General features: G+C 71.4%; 16 protein-coding genes and 1 pseudogene. 16 read left to right on the forward strand and 1 reads right to left on the reverse strand.

What is annotated here, in order from left to right:
* Positions 1 to 76: 76 nt before the first annotated feature.
* The 16 genes and pseudogenes from ACFP1K_RS23775 to ACFP1K_RS23850 all read left to right on the forward strand — a co-directional run.
* Positions 77 to 1,423: an extracellular solute-binding protein gene (locus tag ACFP1K_RS23775; protein WP_380757004.1), complete on the forward strand. Its 1,347-nt coding sequence runs from the start codon at positions 77 to 79 to the stop codon at positions 1,421 to 1,423.
* Complete coding sequence (locus ACFP1K_RS23780) at positions 1,423 to 2,364, forward strand: carbohydrate ABC transporter permease (protein WP_380757006.1); 942 nt, start codon at positions 1,423 to 1,425, stop codon at positions 2,362 to 2,364. The genes ACFP1K_RS23775 and ACFP1K_RS23780 overlap by 1 nt, the downstream gene beginning before the upstream one ends.
* Complete coding sequence (locus ACFP1K_RS23785) at positions 2,361 to 3,242, forward strand: carbohydrate ABC transporter permease (RefSeq protein WP_380757007.1); 882 nt, start codon at positions 2,361 to 2,363, stop codon at positions 3,240 to 3,242. Before ACFP1K_RS23780 ends, ACFP1K_RS23785 begins: the two co-directional genes overlap by 4 nt.
* Positions 3,239 to 4,501 carry a 6-phospho-beta-glucosidase gene (locus ACFP1K_RS23790; RefSeq protein WP_380757009.1) on the forward strand — a complete coding sequence of 421 codons (1,263 nt, stop codon included), beginning with the start codon at positions 3,239 to 3,241 and terminating at the stop codon, positions 4,499 to 4,501. Before ACFP1K_RS23785 ends, ACFP1K_RS23790 begins: the two co-directional genes overlap by 4 nt.
* A complete protein-coding gene (locus tag ACFP1K_RS23795; protein ID WP_380757011.1) occupies positions 4,498 to 5,466 on the forward strand; it encodes an N-acetylglucosamine kinase in 969 nt (322 codons plus the stop codon). Before ACFP1K_RS23790 ends, ACFP1K_RS23795 begins: the two co-directional genes overlap by 4 nt.
* A complete protein-coding gene (locus ACFP1K_RS23800; RefSeq protein ID WP_380757013.1) occupies positions 5,463 to 7,301 on the forward strand; it encodes a glycoside hydrolase family 9 protein in 1,839 nt (612 codons plus the stop codon). Before ACFP1K_RS23795 ends, ACFP1K_RS23800 begins: the two co-directional genes overlap by 4 nt.
* Positions 7,302 to 7,321: 20 nt before the next feature.
* Positions 7,322 to 8,539 (forward strand): ROK family transcriptional regulator, encoded by a 1,218-nt coding sequence (locus ACFP1K_RS23805; RefSeq protein ID WP_380757015.1) that lies wholly within the window; start codon positions 7,322 to 7,324, stop codon positions 8,537 to 8,539.
* A gap of 376 nt (positions 8,540 to 8,915) precedes the next feature.
* Positions 8,916 to 11,612, forward strand: a complete 2,697-nt coding sequence (locus tag ACFP1K_RS23810) for an RICIN domain-containing protein (RefSeq protein WP_380757017.1) — start codon at positions 8,916 to 8,918, stop codon at positions 11,610 to 11,612.
* Between the two features lie 435 nt (positions 11,613 to 12,047).
* Positions 12,048 to 12,791 carry a hypothetical protein gene (locus ACFP1K_RS23815; RefSeq protein WP_380757019.1) on the forward strand — a complete coding sequence of 248 codons (744 nt, stop codon included), beginning with the start codon at positions 12,048 to 12,050 and terminating at the stop codon, positions 12,789 to 12,791.
* Positions 12,792 to 12,859: 68 nt separating this feature from the next.
* Entirely contained in the window at positions 12,860 to 13,663 is an 804-nt protein-coding gene (locus tag ACFP1K_RS23820; RefSeq protein ID WP_380757021.1) for a glycosyltransferase family 2 protein, read from the forward strand.
* Positions 13,660 to 14,928 carry a 2-phospho-L-lactate transferase CofD family protein gene (locus tag ACFP1K_RS23825; protein ID WP_380757023.1) on the forward strand — a complete coding sequence of 423 codons (1,269 nt, stop codon included), beginning with the start codon at positions 13,660 to 13,662 and terminating at the stop codon, positions 14,926 to 14,928. Before ACFP1K_RS23820 ends, ACFP1K_RS23825 begins: the two co-directional genes overlap by 4 nt.
* Entirely contained in the window at positions 14,925 to 15,590 is a 666-nt protein-coding gene (locus ACFP1K_RS23830) for an HAD family hydrolase (RefSeq protein WP_380757025.1), read from the forward strand. The genes ACFP1K_RS23825 and ACFP1K_RS23830 overlap by 4 nt, the downstream gene beginning before the upstream one ends.
* Positions 15,587 to 16,360, forward strand: coding sequence for an NTP transferase domain-containing protein (locus ACFP1K_RS23835; protein WP_380757027.1), 774 nt, complete (start codon positions 15,587 to 15,589; stop codon positions 16,358 to 16,360). The genes ACFP1K_RS23830 and ACFP1K_RS23835 overlap by 4 nt, the downstream gene beginning before the upstream one ends.
* Positions 16,348 to 17,625, forward strand: a complete 1,278-nt coding sequence (locus ACFP1K_RS23840; RefSeq protein WP_380757029.1) for a glycosyltransferase family 4 protein — start codon at positions 16,348 to 16,350, stop codon at positions 17,623 to 17,625. Before ACFP1K_RS23835 ends, ACFP1K_RS23840 begins: the two co-directional genes overlap by 13 nt.
* On the forward strand, positions 17,622 to 18,929 hold the full coding sequence (locus ACFP1K_RS23845) for a lipopolysaccharide biosynthesis protein (protein WP_380757031.1): 1,308 nt from the start codon (positions 17,622 to 17,624) through the stop codon (positions 18,927 to 18,929). The genes ACFP1K_RS23840 and ACFP1K_RS23845 overlap by 4 nt, the downstream gene beginning before the upstream one ends.
* Positions 18,926 to 20,068 (forward strand): annotated as a pseudogene (locus ACFP1K_RS23850) (glycosyltransferase family 4 protein); the annotation flags it as partial. The gene ACFP1K_RS23845 and the pseudogene ACFP1K_RS23850, both read left to right, overlap by 4 nt.
* Here the strand turns inward: ACFP1K_RS23850 and ACFP1K_RS23855 are convergent.
* Entirely contained in the window at positions 19,949 to 21,694 is a 1,746-nt protein-coding gene (locus ACFP1K_RS23855) for an acyl-CoA synthetase (RefSeq protein ID WP_380757033.1), read from the reverse strand. The pseudogene ACFP1K_RS23850 and the gene ACFP1K_RS23855 sit on opposite strands and share 120 nt — an antisense overlap.
* Between the last annotated feature and the right edge of the window lie 12 nt (positions 21,695 to 21,706).

A 21,706-nucleotide genomic window follows, 5' to 3' on the forward strand; every position in this document is an offset into this window, starting at 1 on the left:
AGTTAGGAATATTTACTAACTTCCGCGTGCACCGTGACCGTACGCCCCTCTCTCGCCTGGTCATAGGAGAATCCTCGTGCGCTTCGTTCCCTTCGCGGCGGCCGGGTTGCTGGCCCTGTCGCTGGCCGCCTGTACCGCGGGCACGGAGGCGCCCTCGCTCGGCGCCCGGCCCACCACGACCGGCACCGGACCGGTGGCCGCCGCCCTGCCCGCCGCCACGCTGGAGCTGTGGCACGGCTTCTCCACGGACGCCGAGACCAAGGCGTTCGAGGAGGCGATCGCGGGCTTCACCAAGAAGTACCCGCAGATCAAGGTGACCGCGAAGAAGGCCGTCCAGGACGACCAGATCACCGCGGCCATCCGCGGCGGCAAGGCCCCCGACGTGGCCGCGTCGTTCACCACCGACAACGTCGCCCAGTGGTGCAGGTCGGGCGCCTTCCAGGACCTCACCCAGGTCATCAAGCAGGACGGCATCGACCTGAGCGTGCTACCCGAGGCGTCGCGCACCTACACCGAGTTCGGGGGCAAGCGGTGCACCATGCCGCTGCTGGCCGACGCCTACGGCCTCTACTACAACAAGGCCCTGATGAAGGAGAACGAGCCGCCCAAGACGCTGACCGAGCTGACCGAGCTGACCAAGAAGCTCACCGTCCGCGACCCGGACGGCACCATCAAGGTCGCCGGCTTCATCCCGAGCTTCCAGTACTACGAGAACAGCCCCTCCCACCTCGGCCCGATGGTCGGCGCCAAATGGTACAACCCGGACGGCACCTCGGCGATCGGCTCCGACCCGGCCTGGAAGGAGCTTCTGACCTGGCAGAAGGAACTCGTCGACTGGTACGGCTACGACAACCTGGAGAAGTTCCGCAAGGGCCTTGGCGACGAGTGGGGCTCCGAGCACCCCTTCTTCAAGGACAAGGTCGCGATGGTCGTGGACGGCGAATGGCGCAACGCCATGATCGCCGCCGATCCCGAGGCGAAGTCGCTGGACTACGGCACCGCGCCGCTGCCCGTCGCCGACGACAAGCCCGACCTGTACGGCAGCGGCTTCACCGCCGGCACGGTGATCGGGGTGCCCAGGGGTGCCAAGCACCCGCAGCACGCCTGGGAGCTGATCAAGCACCTCACCACCGACACCGACTCGCTGGTGACGCTGTCGAACGCGCTGCGCAACGTGCCCACCACCAAGGCCGCCATGGAGTCCCCGAAGCTGGCCAAGGACGACAGGTTCGCCACCTTCCTCGGCATCTTCGCCCACCCGAAGACCACGACCCTGCCGGCCAGCGTCAACAGCGTCTTCAACCAGGACGCCTTCTCCACCTTCCTCATCCAGTGGGAGAAGGGCGCGGTCAAGGACATGGACGCCGGGCTGGCCGGTGTGGACAAGCGGATCAACGACAAGCTGAAGCTCTCCGGAGGCTGATGATGGCGTCCACCCACGCCGCGCCGCCCCGGTGGCGGCGCGGCGAGGGCGCCCGCGCCCTCCTCTGGCTCGCCCCGTGGATCGTCGGGGTGCTGGTCTTCTTCGCCTACCCGCTGCTGGCGACGGTCTACTTCTCCTTCCAGCGCTACGACCTGTTCACCCTGGAGTTCGTCGGGCTGGACAACTGGCGGTACGCCTTCGCCGACGAGCGGGTGTACCAGTCGGCCAGGAACACCCTGTGGCTGGTGGCGTTCATGGTCCCGGCGCAGCTCTTCTTCGCGCTCGGCGTGGCCCAGCTGCTCACCAAGATCAAGTCGGGTGCCGGCGTGCTGCGGACGATCTTCTACCTGCCCTCGCTGGTGCCGACCGTGGCGGGCACGGTCGCCTTCGTCTACCTGCTCAACCCGGCGACGGGCCCGGTCAACCGGCTCCTCGCCCTCGTCGGGATCACCGGCCCCGACTGGTTCGGCAGCCCGGCCTGGGCCAAGCCCAGCCTCACCCTGCTCGCCGTCTGGGGCGTGGGCAACACCATGATGATCTTCCTGGCCGCGCTGCTGGACGTGCCGAGACACCTGTACGAGGCGGCCGCGATCGACGGGGCGGGCGCCTGGCGGCAGTTCCGCAACGTCACGCTGCCGACGATCTCGCCGGTGCTGATGTTCTCCGCGATCACCGGGGTGATCTACGCCGTGCAGTACTTCGCCCAGGCCATGATCGCCTCCCGGGTGGCCTCCGGCGCGACCGACTCGGCGGGAACCACCTTCACCCCCGGCTACCCGGATGGCGCGCTGCTCACCCTGCCCCAGCACCTGTTCCACACCGGGTTCCGCGACTGGTCGATGGGGCTCGCCTGCGTGCACGCGCTGCTGCTGTTCGCCGTGTCGATGGTCTTCACGCTGATCCTGCTGCGCCAGTTCAGCCGGGCGGAGGGGGATTCGTGACCGCCACCGTCACCGCGGGCTCCCGTCTCGCCCGGACCGTGCCCGCCGTACGGCGGCGCCGGCGCGGCCTGATGTGGATCGCGCAGCACGCGATCGCCATCGCGCTGGCGATCATGTTCCTCGGACCGATCGCCTTCGTGGCGCTGACCGCCCTGATGACCGACGAGCAGGCGCTGACCAGCGCACTGTGGCCGCAGACCTGGAACTGGGCCAACTTCGAGGCCGTCTTCGCCCGGTCGGGGCTGCTCACCTGGACGTTCAACACGTTCGTGTACGCCTCGCTGGCGACGTTGTTCATGCTGGTGTCGTCGATCCCGGCGGCCTACGCCCTGGCGCGCTTCCGGTTCCGCGGCAGGAAGCTCGCCTTCCTGGTGGTGATCAGCACCATGATGCTGCCGCCGCAGGTCGTCGCGGTGCCGATCTACCTGATCTGGGCCCGGCTCGACCTCACCGACTCGCTGTGGCCGCTGATCATCCCGATGCTCTTCGGCGACGCGTTCTCGATCTTCCTGCTGCGCCAGTTCCTGATCACCATCCCGCGCGACTACACCGACGCGGCGCGCGTGGACGGCTGCTCCGACGTGCGCATCCTGTTCACCGTCATCCTCCCGATGGCCCGGCCGGCGATCGCGGCGGTCGCGCTGTTCTCCTTCTTCTACTGCTGGAACGACTACTACGGCCCGCTGCTCTACGCCGGGGTCGACCAGGAGGGCTGGACGCTGTCGCTCGGGCTGGCCACCTTCAAGGCCCTGCACAGCGTGCAGTGGAACCTCACCATGGCGGCCACCCTGCTGGTGACCGCGCCGGTGATCATCGTTTTCTTCTTCGCCCAGCGGGTCTTCATCGAGGGCGTCACTCTGACGGGAGTCAAGGGTTGAAACTCGCCGTGATCGGGGGCGGCTCGACGTACACGCCTGAGCTGGTCGACGGGTTCGCGCGGCTGCGGGACGAGCTGCCGCTGACCGAGATCGCGCTGGTGGACCCGGCGGCCGAGCGGACGGCCCTGGTCGCGGGCATGGCGCGCAGGATGCTCGCCAGGGCGGGGCATCCCGCGGCCGTGACCGCGACCGCCGACCTGCGGGAGGGTGTGGCGGGCGCGGACGCCGTCCTGTTCCAGCTTCGCGTGGGCGGGCAGGCCGCCCGCGAGGTGGACGAGACGCTGCCGCTTCGGTGCGGCTGCGTGGGCCAGGAGACCACGGGCGCCGGCGGCCTGGCCAAGGCACTGCGGACCGTGCCGGTGGTCCTGGAGATCGCCGACACGGTACGGCGGCACGCCCCCGACGCCTGGATCGTCGACTTCACCAACCCGGTGGGCATCGTGACCAGGGCGCTGCTCGACGCCGGGCACCGGGCGATCGGCCTGTGCAACGTGGCGATCGGGTTCCAGCGCCGGTTCGCCGCGCACCTCGGCGTCGAACCGGCCCGGGTGTCGCTCGGCCACGTCGGGCTCAACCACCTGACCTGGGAGCGGACGGTCCACCTGGACGGCGTGGACGTGCTGCCCAGGCTGCTCGCCGACCACGGCAAGGAGATCGCCGCCGACATCGGCCTGCCGCTGGAACTGGTCGAGCGGCTGGGCGCGGTGCCGTCCTACTACCTGCGCTACTTCTACGCCCACGACCTGGTCGTGGCCGAGCAGCGGGTCTCGCCGTCGCGTGCCGCCGAGGTGGCGGCGATGGAGGCCGAGCTGCTCGGGATCTACGCCGACCCGGCGGCGGACACCAAGCCCGAGCTGCTGGCCAGGCGCGGCGGCGCCTTCTACTCCGAGGCGGCGGTCGCGCTGATCGCCTCGCTGGCCGGCGACCGCGGCGACGTCCAGGTCGTCAACGCGCGCAACGACGGCACCCTGCCGTTCCTCCCCGACGAGGCGGTCATCGAGGTCCCGGCGCGGATCACCGCCGCGGGCGCGGCGCCGCTGCCGGTCGAGCCCGTCGAGCCGCTCTACGCCGGGCTGATCGCGCACGTGTCGGCGTACGAGGAGCTGGCCCTCCGGGCGGCCCTGCACGGCGGGCCCGGCCGGGTGCGCGACGCCCTGCTGGCTCACCCGCTGGTCGGGCAGGAGCACCTCGCCGCGGAGCTCACCGGCCTCCTCGTCGAGGCCAACCGTCCGCACCTGCCCTGGGCGGCCGCGGAGTGAGAACCGTACTCGCGGTCGACGGGGGCAACAGCAAGACCGACCTCGCGCTGGTGGCGGAGGACGGCACGGTGCTCGCCACCGGCGGCGCCGGGCCGTTCGTGCCGCACAGCGTCGGGGTCGCCGCGGCGGCCGAGGTGGTGGAACAGGCCGCGCGGGCGCTGCTCGGCGGCGCGGCCCCGCCGTACGCCGACGCGATGTGCGCCTACCTGGCGGGGGCCGACTTCCCCGCCGAGGAGGCGGCGCTGCGCGTGGAGTTCACCGCGCGCGGCTGCGCCAAGGAGGTGACCGTGGCCAACGACACCTTCGCCGTGCTGCGCGCGGGCGCCTCCCGGCCGTGGGGTGTCGCCGTGGTGTGCGGGGCGGGGATGAACGCCGCCGGCGTCTCACCCACCGGTGAGACCGCGCGCTTCCCCGCGCTCGGCAGGGTGAGCGGCGACTGGGGCGGCGGCGAGGAACTGGCCGAGGAGGTGCTCTGGCACGCCGCGCGGGCCGAGGACGGCCGCGGCCCGGCGACCGCGCTGGCCGGCCTGGTGACGTCGCACTTCGGCGTGGCAGGCGTGACGGACCTGGTGCTCGCCCTGCACTTCGGCGAGCTGGACCGGGCCCGGCTGCACGAGCTGGTGCCGGGCCTGTTCGCGGTCGCCGCGGACGGCGACGCCGCCGCCACCGCGCTGGTCGAACGGCAGGCCACGGAGGTCGTCGTGATGGCCGAGGTCTGCCTGCGCCGCCTGGACCTGCTGGACACCTCCGCCGAGGTCGTCCTCGGCGGTGGGGTGCTCACCGCCGGGCACCGTATGATGCTCGGCCGGATCGAAGCCGGCCTCGCCACGGCCGCGCCGCGCGCCGACCTGGTCGTCGCCGCCCTGCCCCCCGTGGCGGGCGCGGCTCTGGCCGGCCTGGACCTGCTCGGCGCGGCGGAGAACGCCGGCCACCGAGTCCGTGACCACTTCAGGAGGAGCAGATGAAGAGGCTGATTCCCGCCGCCCTCGCGCTGGCGACGCTCACCACCGGGCTCGCGACCGCCGCCCCCGCGCACGCCGCCCCCGCCGCCTTCATCCGGGTGGACCAGGTGGGCTTCGCGCCGGCCGAGGCCAAGCACGCCTACCTGATGACCGCGCAGGCTGGCACGGCATCCGCCGGCCGTTTCAGCGTGGTGGACCGCCGCGGCCGTACGGTCCTCAGCGGTACGACCGGCCGCGACCTCGGCTCCTGGAACACCCGCTACCCGCACGTCCTCGACCTGGACCTCACCCGGCTGCGGACCCCCGGCGCCTACCGCGTCAAGGTGGGCGCGGTGACCTCGCCGGAGTTCGAGGTGGCCCCCGCCGGGCTGCTGGCCGCCCCCGCCCGCAAGGTGGTGGACTTCTTCGGCCTCCAGCGCGACGGCGCGGGAGCCCGGGGCGGGCCGAGCCACCTGAACGACCGGGCCGCCTCGGTCTACGACTGGCCGGAGTTCACCGGCCCGGACACCGACCAGATCAAGGGCGGGCTGACCAGGATCGGCGGCCCGGTGGACGTCGAGGGCGGCTGGTTCGACGCGGGCGACTACCTCAAGTTCACCCACATCCTCTCCTACGTGGACACCCTGCTGTGGGCCGCCGAACGGGACGGCGCGTACGTCCCGCACCTGCGCGCCGAGGCCGCCCACGGCCTCGGGTACCTCGACAAGATGTGGGACGAGAAGACCAAGACGCTCTACATCCAGGTCGGCATCGGCGCGGGCAACGAGGCGGAGACCTTCTACGGCGACCACGACGTCTGGCGGCTGCCGCAGGCCGACGACGGCGACACGGGCGAGGGGCACCGTTTCATCCGGCACCGGCCGGTGTTCCGCGCCGCCGCCCCCGGCAAGCCGATCAGCCCGAACCTCGCCGGCCGCACCGCCGCCGCGTTCGCGCTCGCCGCCCAGCTGGAGCCGTCCATCAAGCGGGCCAAGGAGCTGCTGGCCAAGGCCGCCTCCGTCTACGCGATGGCGAAGACCACCGGCGTAGGGCAGCTCGTGACCTCGCTCCCGCACGCCTTCTACCCCGAGAGCGTCTGGCGCGACGACATGGAGCTGGGCGGCGCGCAGCTCGCCCTGGCCGCGCAGCGCCTCGGCGACCCGCGCGCCGGCCGGTGGCTGGCCGAGGCCGCGCACTGGGCCGCCGAGTACCTCGGCGAGGAGACCGGCGACACGTTCAACCTGTACGACGTGAGCGCCCTCGCGCACGTCGACCTCGTCAAGGCGATGCGCTGGGCCGGGGCGAGCGGCCTGGCCGTGTCCGAGGCCGACCTGGTCGCCGGGCTGCGCGCGCAGCTGGAGATCGGCGCCCGGCGCGCCGCCACCGACCCCTTCCGCGCCGGGGCCGGCTACGACGAGTTCGACTCGGTGCCGCACGCCTTCGGCCTGGCCGCCACCTCGCGGCTGTACCGGTCGGTGACCGGCGACCGTTCCTACGACGCCTTCGGCACCGGCCAGCGGAACTGGGCGCTGGGCGCGAACGCGTGGGGAGTGTCGTTCGTCGCCGAGGTCGGCGACAACTCGATCGCCTGCCCGCACCACCAGATCGCCAGCATCACCGGCAAGCCCGCCGTGGGCGCGGTGGTGAACGGTCCCAACAGCGCCGACCTGTTCGAGGACGGCCTCGGCGAGCGCTTCGACGAGATGCCGCCGTGCCCGGCCGACGAGGTGGACCGGTACGAGAAGTTCACCGGGCGGGGGAGCCGGTTCGTGGACGACGTCCGCTCCTGGCAGGCGTCCGAGCCGGCCGACGACTTCGCGGCGGTCGCGCTGTACGCCATGACCTTGATGTCGCGGTGAGCGCAGTCGCGGGAGGTGAGGTGAGGGCTCCCCTGCACGGGACACCGAGCCTGATGCGGGCGATCAACGATCGCACCGCCCTCCGGGTCCTGCTGGAGCGGGGACCGCTGACGCGGCCCGAGATCGGCGAGCTGACCGGCCTGTCCAAGCCGACGGCGTTCCAGCTGCTGGCCCGCCTCCAGGAGGCGGGCCTGGTGGTCGGCGACGGGGTCAGGGCGGGGCAGCCCGGCCGTACGGCGGAGACCTACCGGATCAACCCGGCCGCAGCGTACGTCGCCGCCCTCGACGTCACGCAGGACCGGATCGGCGTCCAGGTGGCCGACATCACCGGAGAGATCCGCGGCGAGCACACCCTCCCCGCCCCCGGCGGCCCGCCCGGCCCGCTGATCGACCGGCTCCGGGCGGCCATCGCCGGGGCCGGGACGCCGGGACCGCTGCGCCGGGTGGTGATCGGCGTGCAGGGCGCCGTCGACCCCACCACCGGCACCCTGTGCTACGCCACCGACGAGGACCTGCCCGGCTGGCGGATCCCCGACCTGCTGCCCACGCTGACCGCCGGGCTCGGCACGGCCGTCGCCGTGGAGAACGACGTCAACCTGGTCGCCCTGGCCGAGCAGGCGCGCGGCGCGGCGACCGGCTGCCCCGACTTCGTGCTGCTGTGGGCCGACGAAGGGCTGGGGGCGGCCCTGGTGATCGGCGGCCGGCTGCACCGGGGCTTCTCCGGCGGCGCGGGCGAGGTCGGCTACATGCCCGCCCCCGGCGCCGCGACGGCCCGCGACGCCGGCCGATTCGGCCGCCACGGCTACCAGGCCCTGGTCGGCGGCCCCGCGGTGCACGACCTGCTGCGCACCTACGGGGTGGACGCCCCCGACTTCCGGCTAGCGGTGACGGCCGCCGCCGCCCTCGCCGAGCAGGGCACCGGCCGGGCGGCCGAGGAGGCGGGCGCCGGTCTCCGCCTGGTGGCCGCCCGGGTCGCCGTGGGCCTGGCCGCCATCGCGTCGGTCGTCGACCCCGGCCTGATCGTGCTCGCCGGCGGCCTGATGTCCGCGGGCGGCGAGCACCTCCGCGACCTGATCGAGCGCGAACTGCACGCCCTCACCCACTCCCACCCCCGCGTACGCCTGTCGGCCCTCGCAGGCAACCCGGTCCTCGCCGGCGCGATGGACCTGGCCCTGGCCACCGTGCGCGACGAGATCTTCGGCGGCGTCGTCGGCGACGGCCTCCCCGCCTCCCGCTGACCCGCCCTCGGCGATCCGCGCCCGCTCCGCCCGTGGTCACGCCCGGGTGGACCCGCGAGTGTGATCACACTCGCCGTGAAAGTTACAGCGGCAGTGTGATCCACCACTGCTGATGTGAGCGGTTTCCTCTCTCGACCTGCCCGGGACGTGGGCCGATCCGGCAGGGATCCCCTCGGCTCCATACGACTGTTGCGAGACACCCCTGTTAATGCGACATTACTCCCAAACATCAGTCGGCATACGTCATATGTTATGACGTCACAAAATGGTAACGCCATGCCTGCCACGGAGGTGCGCACCGGCCGCCCCGACGCGTTCCGCTACGGCGGGTGATGGTCGGCGAACACTCTGCTCGCAACAGCGAAAGGAACAGAGCGTGAAGTCAGCCTTGTCCACCACTGGGAAAGTGCTGGCAGCACTCGCGGTGTTCGTCGCCGCCGTGTTGCTGCCGGCCTTCGCAGGTGAGAGCCCGGCCTCGGCAGCGGTCCAGGCGACCTATTACGTCGCCCCCGGCGGTGACGACGCCAACCCCGGAACGATCACGGCACCGTTCAGGACCCTGCAGGGCGCGAGGAACGTCGTCCGTACGGTGAACGCCAACATGACCGGCGACATCTACGTGTATCTCCGCGGCGGCAACTATCCGGTCGGCAGTACGATCGACTTCACGTCGGCCGACTCCGGCACGAATGGCTACCGGGTCATATACGCCGCGTACCAGAACGAGGTGCCGATCCTCAGCGGAGGCGTTCAGGTAACCGGCTGGACCCAGCACAGCGGCAACATCTGGAAAGCCCCGCTGAACCGCGGCAACAAGCTCCGCGCGCTCTATGTCAACGACAAGCGAGCGTTCATGGCTTCGAAGACAATAAGCTCCGCGGGGTGCTCCGGAAGCTACAACATCACGGCGGGGCAGGCGTCCTGGGCATGGGAATCGGGTTCGCAGTGCGCGGGAGCGAAGTACGGTCTCGGTGACTTCCCCGCCATCGCCGGCAATCAGGACGACATCGAGATAGAAACGGGGACGACCTGGACCACGGCCATCGTGGGGGTCCGGCAGGTCACCTCTGACAGCTCGAACCGTATCGCTCTGTTCCAGCAGCCGGGAGCGGCCATCGCCCAAGGCGCCTTCAACGGGAACGCTCAGATCGGCGGCACCCACAAGCTCATGAACGCCTACGAGTTCCTGGACACGCCGGGCGAGTTCTTCTTCGACAAGACGAGCCGGACGCTGTACTACTACAAGGCAGGCTCCGAGGACATGGCGACCGCGGCGGTTTTCGCGCCGAACAACGTGTCCACCCTTCTCAAGGTCGCCGGCACCTCCACGAGCAGCCGCGCCCGGAACATCACATTCTCCGGCCTCACGGTCCAGCACTCCGACTGGAACCTGTTCAACGTGGCCGGCTCGGTGTTCAAGCAGGCCCAGCAGGGCAATCTCGGCGCACAAGCGTATGCCAAGCAGAACTTCCACGCCTACTACTACCGCAACGTCGACGTGGCGCCCGGCATCATTCAGATCGAGAACGCCGACGGGCTGGTCCTGCAGAACAACCGGATACAGCACACCGGCGTCGACGGCATCAACATGGTCAACGACGTGGTGAACACGCAGTTGATCGGGAACTACTTGAACGACATCGCCGGATCCGCGGTCACCGTGGGCCATCCCCAGCATGTCTACATCGGGGACTACACCTCGACGAATCGCGAGAAGTATTCCGCTCAGGTCGAGGGAGCACCCAAGAACATCGAGATAAAGAACAACTACATTTACGACAGTGCTGTGTTGTTCAACGGGCACAGCGCCATCTCGGCGTACTTCGCCGACGGCTTGTCCATCCAGCGCAATCGCATCGAGAAAACCCCGTGGTCCGGTATAACGCTCGGCTGGGGGTGGTGGAACTTCGACGGATCGTCAGGCTCGATCGCGCCCAACCGGCCGACCACCACGGCGAAGAACAACACCATCAGCTACAACCACATCATCGACACGGTGCAGCGCCTGAGCGATACGGCTCCCATCTACACGCTGGGCAGCCAGCCGGGAACCACGATCACCAACAATTATCTGCAGGGCGTCCCGTCCGGCCACAAGTACGGGCTCCACCCGGACGAGGGCTCCGCGTACATGACGTTCCGCGACAACGTCCTGAGCGTGGACAAGAACGTCACGTGGCTCATCAACTCCGACGACTTCGGGCGTAAGCACGACCTGAGCATCACGCAGACGTACGGCCCCATCAACAAGGTCTCCAACAAGAACCTGCCGAACAGCACGGTCCAGGACATCCTCGTGTCCTCCGACTATGTCTGGCCGTCGCAGGCCTATGGCATCGCCGTGAACTCCGGGCTTGAGGACGCGTACAGGAACATCATCCCCCAGAGCAATCTCTCTCTGCCGGATTACGTCCTGCCTGCCAGCACGTTCGTCGGCACCGGTGTGACATCGATTCCCATCCGGAGCACCGGCGACGCGAGCAAGTCGGTATGGCTGGCGCCCTACGGTACGACCTCCTTCGTCGCCGGTAGCACGATGACCAGGGCGAGCGGAACCGCGACCTCCATAGCCGTTCCGACGTCGACCGGTGAGTACCGGCTCTATGTCGTGGACGCCCAGGGGAATCGATCGGCTGAGTCGAAATCGCTCGTCAGGCAAGGAAACAGCGGCGGGGGCGGCCAGCAGAACGTCATGATCGTGGGTGGCCAGTCGGGTCGATGCGCGGACATCACCGGCGGCACCGCGACCAACGGCGCCCAGGCGCAGCTGTGGGACTGCGCCGGCGGCACCAACCAGCGGTGGACGTACACGTCGGGCAAGCAGCTGCAGGTCTTCGGCAGCAAGTGCATGGACGCCTACAACAGGGGCACCACGAACGGCACCCAGGTAGTGATCTGGGACTGCAACGGACAGACCAACCAGCAGTGGAACCTCAACTCAAACGGCACCATCACCGGTGTGCAGTCCGGGTTGTGCCTCGACGCCAACGGCGGCGCCAGCGCCAACGGCACGAAACTCATCCTGTGGTCGTGCAACGGCGGCACGAACCAGCAGTGGAGCCTGCGCAGCTGACACAGGGCCCTACCGGGCCGTGACGCTGCCATCTCGCACAGGGCCTCCGCGACTCGCCGTCGCGGAGGCTTTCGTGCTCGGGGGGGTGCTCCCGGGGGCCCGGGGCGGAGAAGCGCACCCTCTTACGAATCGCACGACGAATTGTCCGAAAGCCGAGTTGGGGACGCTTTATATGAGATGGGCTCACATATTGGCCTCCCTGCTTAGAAAATACGTTCGGAAGTCGAATTCCTTATAACGGTCCACCTGGGCATTCGCGCGTATCTCTGAATCCGCCTTGAAGATGGCGAGGAAAGAGAGGTCCCATTTTCATATACTTAGGCGCTATTAGAGAGGCTGCTGCCATACTGAGTGGGAGCGCTCCCGCGGCGTACGGCCCGAGCGCATGAATCATCCCGCATCGCCCGTCGTCTGGAGGAAAGGTGTCGATTCTCCATGACGGCACGTGACGAGAGCCCGCCGTCCGGGTCGCTCCTGGACGGGAACGTCATCACGAGTCGGCCCGGGCGCGTCCCCGACATCGTCCTCCGCGGGCGGCGCCGATGGGTCCGGCACCTGTGGTGGCTGGCCCTGGTCGCCGGGGCGGCCGGTGCCGCTTTCGTGTGGCTGGCCACCCCCCACGCTCGGGAGATCCAGACGGCGTGGGAGCTCGTGGCCAAGCTGTTCGCGTTCGCCTGCCTGTGCGTGGCCATCGCGTTCTTCCCGTGGGTGTCGCCGCGCCTGCAGTGGCTGGTCTACATCCCGTTCGTCTTCTTCACCGGCTACCTGATCCCGCGGATCAGCTGGTTCTATTTCGGCGACGGCGCACGCGCGCTGGGCGACAGTTTCTACACGCACCTCTATCTGCTGCTCTATCCGGCGATCGTCCTCACGGTCGCCGCCGCCTACCGGATCGGGGGCGGCAGTCCGGGCCGCTGCCTGAAAATCATGGCGACCGGCGTCGTCATCCTGTTCTCGGGGTTTCTCGACATCATGTGGTTCGTCGCCAACCCGGTGGCCATCCCCAAGGTCATCGACGCGCCCCACATCAACCTGATCACCGGCGGCCCGATCTCGTTCGGCGCGACCATCCTGTTCGCCCTCGCGCACGTTCCGGTCGTCGCCGGGATCAACCTGCTTCCCCTGGATCGCTGGATCACCCGCCTGCTGGGGGCCGGGGAGCTCACGCCGGTCCGGTGACCGGCTCCGGCGGCCCGTCTCGTCATGGCCGTCACACCCGCATCCGAAGCCCTTCCGGGAGGTGAGATTTGCCGAACACGCATGCCGGGGCCCGCGCCGTCGACATCTCGGTGGCGGCGCCCGCGTACAACGAGGCGGACACCATCGCGGCGGCGGTGACGGAGTGGCGCGACTACCTGGAGCGGCACCCGGCGGTCGGCACGTGGGAGATCGTCGTGTGCGACGACGGGAGCACCGACGCGACCGGAGCCATCCTCGCGGCCCTGCGGGCCGACTGCCCCGAGCTCGTCGTCGTCTCGTTCGACCGCAATCGGGGCGCGGGCGCCGCGATCGCCGCCGCGATCGCCCGCACCCGGCTGGACTGGGTCGTGCTGCTCGACTCGGACGGCCAGTTCCCGATAGCCAATCTCGACGCGTTCATCCCGCGCATCCAGGCCGGTGAGGTGCTCGCCTTCTCCGGCGCCCGGATCAGGAAGGCCGACGGCCTGCCGTACCGGTGGGGATCGGCGGCCAGCGGCGCGGTCAGCAACGCCCTGCTCCGCACCCGCTACCGCGACTTCAACTCGATCTTCAAGGTGGTCAGCGGCCCGCTGTTCCGCGCCCTGCCGCTGGAGTCCGGCGGGATGAACTGCTCGACGGAGATCACCGCGAGGGTCGCCGAGCTGGGCCACACCTGGATGGAGCTTCCCATCGAGCACCGCGAGCGCGGCGGCGGCCGTCGCGGGTGGCGATTCTGGAAGGGGGCGCGGGACCGGGCCCTGTTCGTGGGCTACGTGGGATACCGCAACTGGCTGCTGCGCCGGGGCGTGCTGCGCGCGCCGGGGGCGCCGCCGCGGCCGGTGAAGTCCCGTGTGACGGAGGAAACCCGATGAGCACTCGTCCACGCCCCCTGAGCGCGGTCACGATGTTCAGCGGGGGGCGCGGCGGGGCCAGCATCGCGCGCAGGTTGCTGAGCATCCCCGGGCTCGGCCTGTCCCTGGTGATCAACGGGTACGACAACGGGCTGTCCACCGGCGCGCTGCGACGCTACCTCCCGGGGATGCTCGGGCCGTCCGACTTCCGCAAGAACTGCCTGCTCCACCTCGACCGCGGCGATCCGCAGCAGGCCGCGCTGATGTCCGTCCTCGAACATCGCCTGCCGGCCGGGATCACGCCGGAGCGCCTCGGGGACCTCATCGACGAGATCGCCTCGTCCGGGCGGCGCGCGGGCCGTCCGCCGTCCGGCACGCCGTTCGACGCGCTGCGGCCGGAGGCGCGCGAGGAGATCACGCGGGACCTGCGCCTGTTCGCGCGCCGGCTCGGCGCGAAGCCGTACGGGATCGACCTGTCCGACTGCGCGCTCGGCAACCTCGTGTTCGCCGGTGCGTACCTCCGCACGGGGGAGGACTTCAACGCCGCCGTCCGCTCCTGCGCCCGCACGTTCGGCTCCCCGGTCCGGCTGCTGAACGTGACCGGCGGCGAGAACGCCTTCCTCGCCGCGCTCAAGCGGGACGGCCGCCTCCTGGCCGACGAGGCCGACATCGTCGCGCCGCAGGACGACGAGGCGATCACCGACCTGTTCCTGCTCCGTCAGCCGATCGGCCCCCGGTGCCGGGCCGAGCTGGAGGCGCTGCCCGCCGCGGGGGTGCGGGAGGTCCTGGCCCGCCACCGCGCCGACGTCACGCCGAGCCCGGAGGCGCTGGACGCCATCAGGGACACCGACCTGCTCGTGTACGGGCCGGGCACCCCGCACTCGTCGCTGCTGCCGAGCTACCTGACGCCAGGCGTCACGGACGCGATCGCGGCGAGCCGGGCCGTGGCCAAGGTGTTCGTCGTCAACACCCGGGACGACCACGACATCCAGGGGCTGACCGCGCCCGATCTGGTCGACCTCACCCTGACCTACCTCGGCGACCCCCGCAACGAGCGGCGCACCGTCACCCATGTCCTGTGTCCCCGCCCCGTCCCGCCGTCGGACGGCCTGCCGCCGGTGCCCCCGGTGCCGCGAGCCGTGATCGACTGCGGCGAGTGGGCCGGGGCGCGGTGGGTCACGGCCGACCTGGAGGACCCCGGCCGTCCGGGCGTGCACGGCGGACGCAGCACGGTCGACGCCCTGACGGCCATCTGCGGCGAGGCGGCACTGGCGGGAGCCGAGTGACCCCGTCGCGGGCCGGTGAGGTCGCCGGCCGCCGGACCTGGCTGTTCGACCTCGACGGCACGCTCGTGGACTCGTGCCCGGCGCACGAGTCCGCGTTCCGCCAGGCGATCACGGAGATCGCGCCCGGCGCGCTCGCCTCGTTCCGGTACGCCGCCCACGCCGGCGCGAGCACCGCCGAGGTGGCGTCGCACCTGGTCCCCGGCGACCCCGTCGCGGCCGGGCGGCTGGCCCGGCGCAAGCAGCGGCTCTACCGCGAGTACGCCGAGGCGGGAGCGGTCGCCGTGCTGCCCGGCGCCCGCCGCCTCCTGGAGCGCCTCACGGAGGACGGTCGCACGGTGTACCTGGTCACCGGCGGCAGCCGCGGGTCGGTCGAGCGGGTCCTGGCGGCCTGCTCCCTCGGCGGCTACTTCCGGGCCGTGCTCACCAGCGACGACGTCCCGGTGAGCAAGCCCGATCCGCTGTTCTACGCGTACGCCTGCCGTCGCTGGGCCGTCGACCCGGCCGGCGCCGTGGCCGTGGAGGACTCCGCGCACGGGGTGGCGTCCGCGGTCGGCGCCGGGCTGGTGACGCTCCAGGTCCACGGCGCCGAGCCCGCGGCGGGGGCGATCGCCGTATCGGACCTCGACGAGATCGTGTCCCTCTTCCACCAGGAGCAGCGGTGAGTGAGCGCGTCTGCGCGGTGATCCCGGCGGCCGGTCGTGGCACCCGGCTCGGTTTCGGCATCCCGAAGATCATGGTCGAGATCGCCGGCGGCGTCACCGTCTGGCACCTGCTCCACCGGCGGCTGCGGCCCCGGGTCGAGCACGTCCACGTCGTCGTCTCCCCCGAAGGCGAGGCACCGTTCCGGGACCTCGCGGCCGAGGAGATCGGGAGCGGCGCCGTCTCGGTGAGCGTCCAGGACGAGCCGACCGGCATGGGAGGAGCCATCTTCGGCGCCGCCCCGTACTGGGAGCCGTACGACGCGATCCTCGTGGTCTGGGGTGACCAGGCGAACCTGTCCCCGGCGACCGTCCGCCGCGTCGTGGCCGCCCACCGGGGGGCCGGGCTCACGATTCCGCTGGTGCCGATGGCGGATCCGTACGTCGAGTACGAGATCGCCGGCTCCGCGCTCGTACGGGTGCGGCAGTCGCGCGAGGGCGACGAGTGCCGCCCCGGCGGGCTCAGCGACGTCGGCGTGTTCTGCCTCGGCACGGACGGGCTGCGGGAGGAGTGGACGCGCTATCTGCGGGATGCCACCCCGGGCGCCGCCACCGGCGAGGTCAACTTCCTGCCGTTCCTTCCCTGCCTGTCGCGGGCCGCCGGACGGCCGCTGACCGTGGTGCCGGTGGACGACCCCGGCGAGGCGCGCGGCATCAACACCCAGGCCGACCTCGACTTCGCCCGGCAGGCGTACCTGCGAGACACGCAGGCCGGCGGCCGATGCGCGAGCTGACGGCCCGGCCGCGCCCCGTCTACGTCGTCTGCGCCGAGGCGCCGCCGGACGTCGTCGGCGGGCTCGGGCGGTACGCCGAGCGGATGATGGCCGCCATGCGGCATCTCGGCACGCCCGTCGAGGTGTTCGGGGCCACCGCGCGGCACGTGGCGCCCCGGACGGAGCGGATGGGCGACGTCACGCTGCACCGGGTGCGCACACCCGGCGGAGGCCGGGCCGAGGGCCGCGCCGGGGGCGTCACCCGGGCGCCGGCGGCCGTCCTGCGCGTCGCCCGCGTGATCGGGATGCTCGTGTTCAACGTGCGCGTCGCGGCCCGCGTCATCAGGGCCGGCGCCGGGCCGTCGGGGTCGGTCGTCGCCGTGCACGACTGGATGGGCTGCGTCGCCGGGATCCTCTGCCGGGTGCTGGCCCGCACCCCGGTGGTGTTCCACGTCCACACCCGTGAGCTCAACGCCGCCCCCGCCCGGCGCCGATCCGCGGTGGCGGCCGGCATCGCCGCGCTGGAGACCGCCCAGGCGCGGATGGCATGCCTGATCGTGGTGCCGAGCGCCGGGATGCGCGACGATCTCGTGGCGTGCGGATGGCCGCCCGGCCGGCTGCGGGTCATCCCGCACGGCTTCGAGGACCCCGAGCTGTCGCGGCTGGCCGGTCTCACCGGCGACGAGCGCGACCGGCTCCGCGAGGCGGTCCGGCGCCGCTACCTGCCCGGCGGCGACGGACGGCTCGTGGTGTTCGCCGGCCGGCTGTCGCCGCACAAGGGCGTCCGCACACTGATCCGGGCGGCCCCGCTGATCGCCGGGAAGCGCGACGACGTGCGGATCGTGCTCATCGGCGCGCAGGCTCCACGCACCGACGAGAACGCGGAGGTGGCGCGGCTGATCGACGAGACGGGCGCAGGCCGCCACGTGATCGCCGGGTACCGCTTCCTGAGCTCCGCCGAGGTGTTCGCCCATTTCCTGGCCGCCGACGTGTGCGCGTTCCCGTCCACGTACGAGCCGTTCGGCCTGGTCGCGGTCGAGGCGATGGCGCTGGCCCGGCCCGTGGTCGTCGGCCCCGGCTACTCCCCGGAGGTGGTGGGGGACGGCGCGGTCCGGTGCGAGCACGACTCGCCGGAGGAGCTGGCCGGCGCGCTGCTGCGGTGCCTGGACGACCGGCGGGCCGCGTCCCGGCTCGGCGCGCGCGGCGCCGCTCACGTCCGCGAGCGGTACACGTGGGCACGGACGGCCGAGCTCACCCTGGCGGCGTACGCCGAGCTGGCCCGGTGACGCGCCGCCGGCCGGCCGGGGACGTGCGCGCCCGCGTCGCGCGGGCCGTCGAGGGCCACCGCTGGGCGGCCGGGCCCACGCTCGTGAGCACCCTGGCCAGCGGCACCGCGGCGGCCACCACGCTGGTCATCGCCAGGGGGATCGGCGCCGCCGCGTTCGGCCACTTCACCCTCGTCCTGTCGATCGCGCTGATCGCCACCGTCGCCATGCTCACCAGCCTCAACTACGTCATGTTCCAGGAGCTGCCGCGCGCCGAACCGGCGGACCGGCCGGCCCTGGTGACGACGGCGCTCTTCTCGACGCTGGTGCTCGGGACGGCCCTGTTCGCCGCCGGGATGCTGGCCGCGCCGCTGCTGACCGCGGCGCTCGGCGTCGACACCCGTACGCTCGCCTTCGGCCTGGCGCTGGCGCTGTCGATGACCGTTAACCAGCTCACCGAGAGCTTCCTGCGCGGGCTGAAGAGGTTCAGGCTCGTGGCCGCGCTCAAGCTGGCCGTCGCCGTCGCCTACCTGGCCGGTTCGGCGTACTGCCTGCTCGTGCTCGGGATCGTGGACGCCGAGGTGTATCTCGGCGCGCTCATCGTGACGAACCTCGTCTTCGCCGTCGTGGCCGTGGCCGGGTTCGAGGTGGCGCCGCGTTCCTGGTCGCCGGCCCTCGCGAGGTCGCTCTACCGGCACGGCGCGTACGTGACCGCCATCGCCACGTTCACCGCCGTGCTCTTCGGCGTCGACGTGATCTTCCTCAACCACTGGGCCGGGCGGGCCGACGTCGGGGTGTACTCCCTGTACAACGGCTTCCCCAAGCGGCTGCTCGGCGTGGTGTTCACCGACGGGATCGGCCTGGTGCTGCTGCCTATGCTGGCCACGACGGCCAAGCCCGCCCTGATGCGGAGGATTGCGCGGCTCGCGCCGTCCGTCGCGGGGGCCACGGCGGTCTTCTCCTTCGCGGCCAGCTTGGTGTTCTTTCTCGTGATGGGGAGGGAGTACCCGTACTCGGTGGGGCTGATGGCGCTGTCGGCCGTGGGCATCGGCGCGCACACCGTCTTCAACCTCTACTTCGTCGCCCTGTCGATGGACGGGGTGCGGGGCGCCAAGGTGTTCATCGCCTGCCTCGCCGCCGGGACGCCCGCCGCGCTCGCCTGCCAGGCGGTGTGCATCGCCTGGCAGGGGCTGATCGGAGGGCTGGTGGCGTTCGCCTTGAGCAATCTCATCCTGGTGGCCGTCGTGGCGGCCGCCGCCGGCCGGGTGTACCGGGCGGACGGCCCGGTGGCGGTCACCCCACTCACAGAGGAGGCCGATCGATGAGGATCGCCTGCGTCGTCAACCAGTACCCGCCGAACATCACCGCCGGGCTCGGCCGCTACGCCGAGCTGATGACGCCGTACCTGGCCCGCGACCACCGGCTGGCCGTCTTCACCCTCAACGACGGCCACCAGCCCGTGCACGAGCGGGGCGACGGCGTCACCGTCTACCGCCCGCTCGGCCGCGTCCTCGGCGCCATCGGCCGCCGCCGGCGGCTCAACCGCACCCGGGGCGCCGAGTTCGCCCTGCTCGCGCTGAACGTCGTGGTCAGCAACTGGCGGTACTTCCTGCGGCTGCGCCGTGCGGGCCGGGCCGGGCGGCCCGACCTGGTCGCCGTGCACGACTCGACGAACTTCCTGTGCGGACTGCTCTGCCACTACGTGCTGCGGCTGCCGGTCGTCTTCCACGTGCACACCACCGAGTACGGCGTCGCGGCGCAGCGCACCGTCACCGACCCGCTGAACGTGTTCGCCGCCGTCGAGCGGTGGCTGGCGCGGATCTCCCGGCGGGTCGTCGTCGCCACCCCGGAGGTGCGCGCGGAGCTGGCCGCCGCGGGCTGGGACCGGACGCCGATCGACGTCGTGCGCCTCGGCGGCACGTACGAACGGGTGCTCGCCGACCCCGCGTTCGACCGCGACGGGCTCCGCGCGGGAGCCGCCGCCCTGCGGGCCCGGCTCGGCATCGCCGCCGGGGACCCGGTGCTGCTGTTCGTCGGCCGCATCGAACGGCAGAAGGGCGTCTATCCGCTGCTGGAGGCCATGCGGAAGATCGCGCCCGCCGTCCCCGGCCTGCGCCTGGTGATCGTGGGGGAGGGGGACGACGCGGGTGTGGCGCGGATCGTCGCCGAGACGGGCCTGGACGGCCGTGTCCTGACGTCCGGCGGGTTCGTCGACGGCAAGGCGCTCCTGGAGTTCTACGAGATGGCCGACGCCTGCGTCTTCCCCTCGCTCTTCGAGCCGTTCGGCCTGGTGGCCACCGAGGCGATGGCCCTGGCCAGACCCACGATCCTCGGCGACGGGTTCTCACGCCTCTTCCTCGGCGACCCCGCCCGCCCCGCCGTCCGTTTCGTACGGAGCGCCGACCCCGGCGACATCGCCCGCGTCGTGATCGAGGTCATGACGGACCCGGAGCTGCGCCGTACGCTCGGCGCCCGGGGAGAGAGCTTCGTCCGGGAGAGCCTCAGCTGGAGCAGAGCGGCCGACGAGACGCTCACGGCCTACCGCGTCGCGCTCGGCACGGCAGGGGGGCGGGAACAGGGGGCGCGTGCGTAGTTCCGGTTTCCGGATCTTGCCTGAGCCTGTTCTCGGCAGCGCGTCCACGAAGTCGAAGTAGACCGGGATCTTGTACTTCGCGAGGCGGGAGCGGAGGAAGTCGCACAGGTGCGTGGGGGAGGGGGCGGAGCCGGGGCGGGGGACGACGAACACGCGGCCGACCTCGCCCCATTTGCCGTCGGGGACGCCGACCACGGCGGCCTCGGCGACGGCCGGGTGCTCGCAGAGCGCGGCCTCGACCTCGGCCGGGTAGACGTTCTCCCCGCCCGAGATGTACATGTCCTTCAGCCGGTCGACGATGTAGAGATGTCCCTCGTCGTCGAGGGTGGCGATGTCTCCGGAGTGGAACCAGCCGTCCTCGGTCAGCGCGGCGGCGGACATCTCGGGGTTGCGCCAGTAGCCGGAGGTGACGTTCGGGCCCTGGACGAGCACCTCGCCCGGCTCGCCGGCCGCCACGGGGGTGAGGTCGGGACGCACCACGCGCACGTTGGTGAAGAACGCCGGCACGCCGGCCGAGCCGACCTTGCGTACGCTCTCGCCTGCCTCAAGGAAGGTCGCGCCCGGCGAGGTCTCGGTCAGGCCGTACCCCTGGCAGAAGACCAGGCCCCGCTCCTGGTACGTGCGGATCAGCCCGACGGGGATGGCCGCCCCGCCGGACATGAGGGTGCGCAGCGAGGACAGGTCGGCGTCGGCCCAGCGCGGGGACCGCGCGAACGCGGCGAACATCGCGGTGACCCCGAACATCCAGGTGACGCGGTGCTTCTCGATGAGGTCGTAGCAGAGGTCCACGTCCCAGGCCGGCATGATCACCGAGCTCGCGCCCTTGAGGAAGGTCGGCAGCAGCGTCTGGGCGAGCGCCGCGACGTGGAAGAGCGGCGCGCTCACCAGCGTCACCTCGGTGCTCGCCACATCGACGCCGATCATCATGTTGTAGCAGTTCCACACCAGGTTGGCGTGGCTGAGCATCGCCCCCTTGGGACGTCCCGTGGTCCCGGACGTGTACAGGATCAGGGCGATGTCGTCGAGCGCCACCGCGACGTCGATCGGCGTGGGATCGCCCTCCGACAACCAGGACTCGAACTCCTGCTGACCCGGCGCGGGCGACTCCAGCGCCACGACCGTGCGCGAGGCCGGCAGATTCGTCAGGCCGCGCACCACGGCGGTGGTCTCCGGCGCGTAGATGAGGGCCGAAGCCCCCGAGTCGTCCAGCATGTAGGCGATCTCGGGTGCCGCCAGCCGGGCGTTCAGCGGGACGAAGATCCCGCCGAGCAGATGGGTGGCGAACATGGTCTCGGCGAAGGCCACGTGGTTCGGGCCGAGGTAGGCGACCCGGTCCCCGGCCCGCACACCGGCCTCGCGCAGCCGTGACGAGAGCCGCGTCGTCCGCTCGTGAATCTCCGCGTAGCTGACCGACCGGCCCGCGAAGACGAACGCGGTGCGGTCCGGGCTCATCTGGGCCCGGCGGGCCGGCCAGCCTCCCAGCCCGGCGTTGAGCATCGGTGGCCCCCG

The organism is Sphaerisporangium aureirubrum (assembly GCF_042658925.1).
GTDB lineage: Bacteria > Actinomycetota > Actinomycetes > Streptosporangiales > Streptosporangiaceae > Sphaerisporangium > Sphaerisporangium aureirubrum.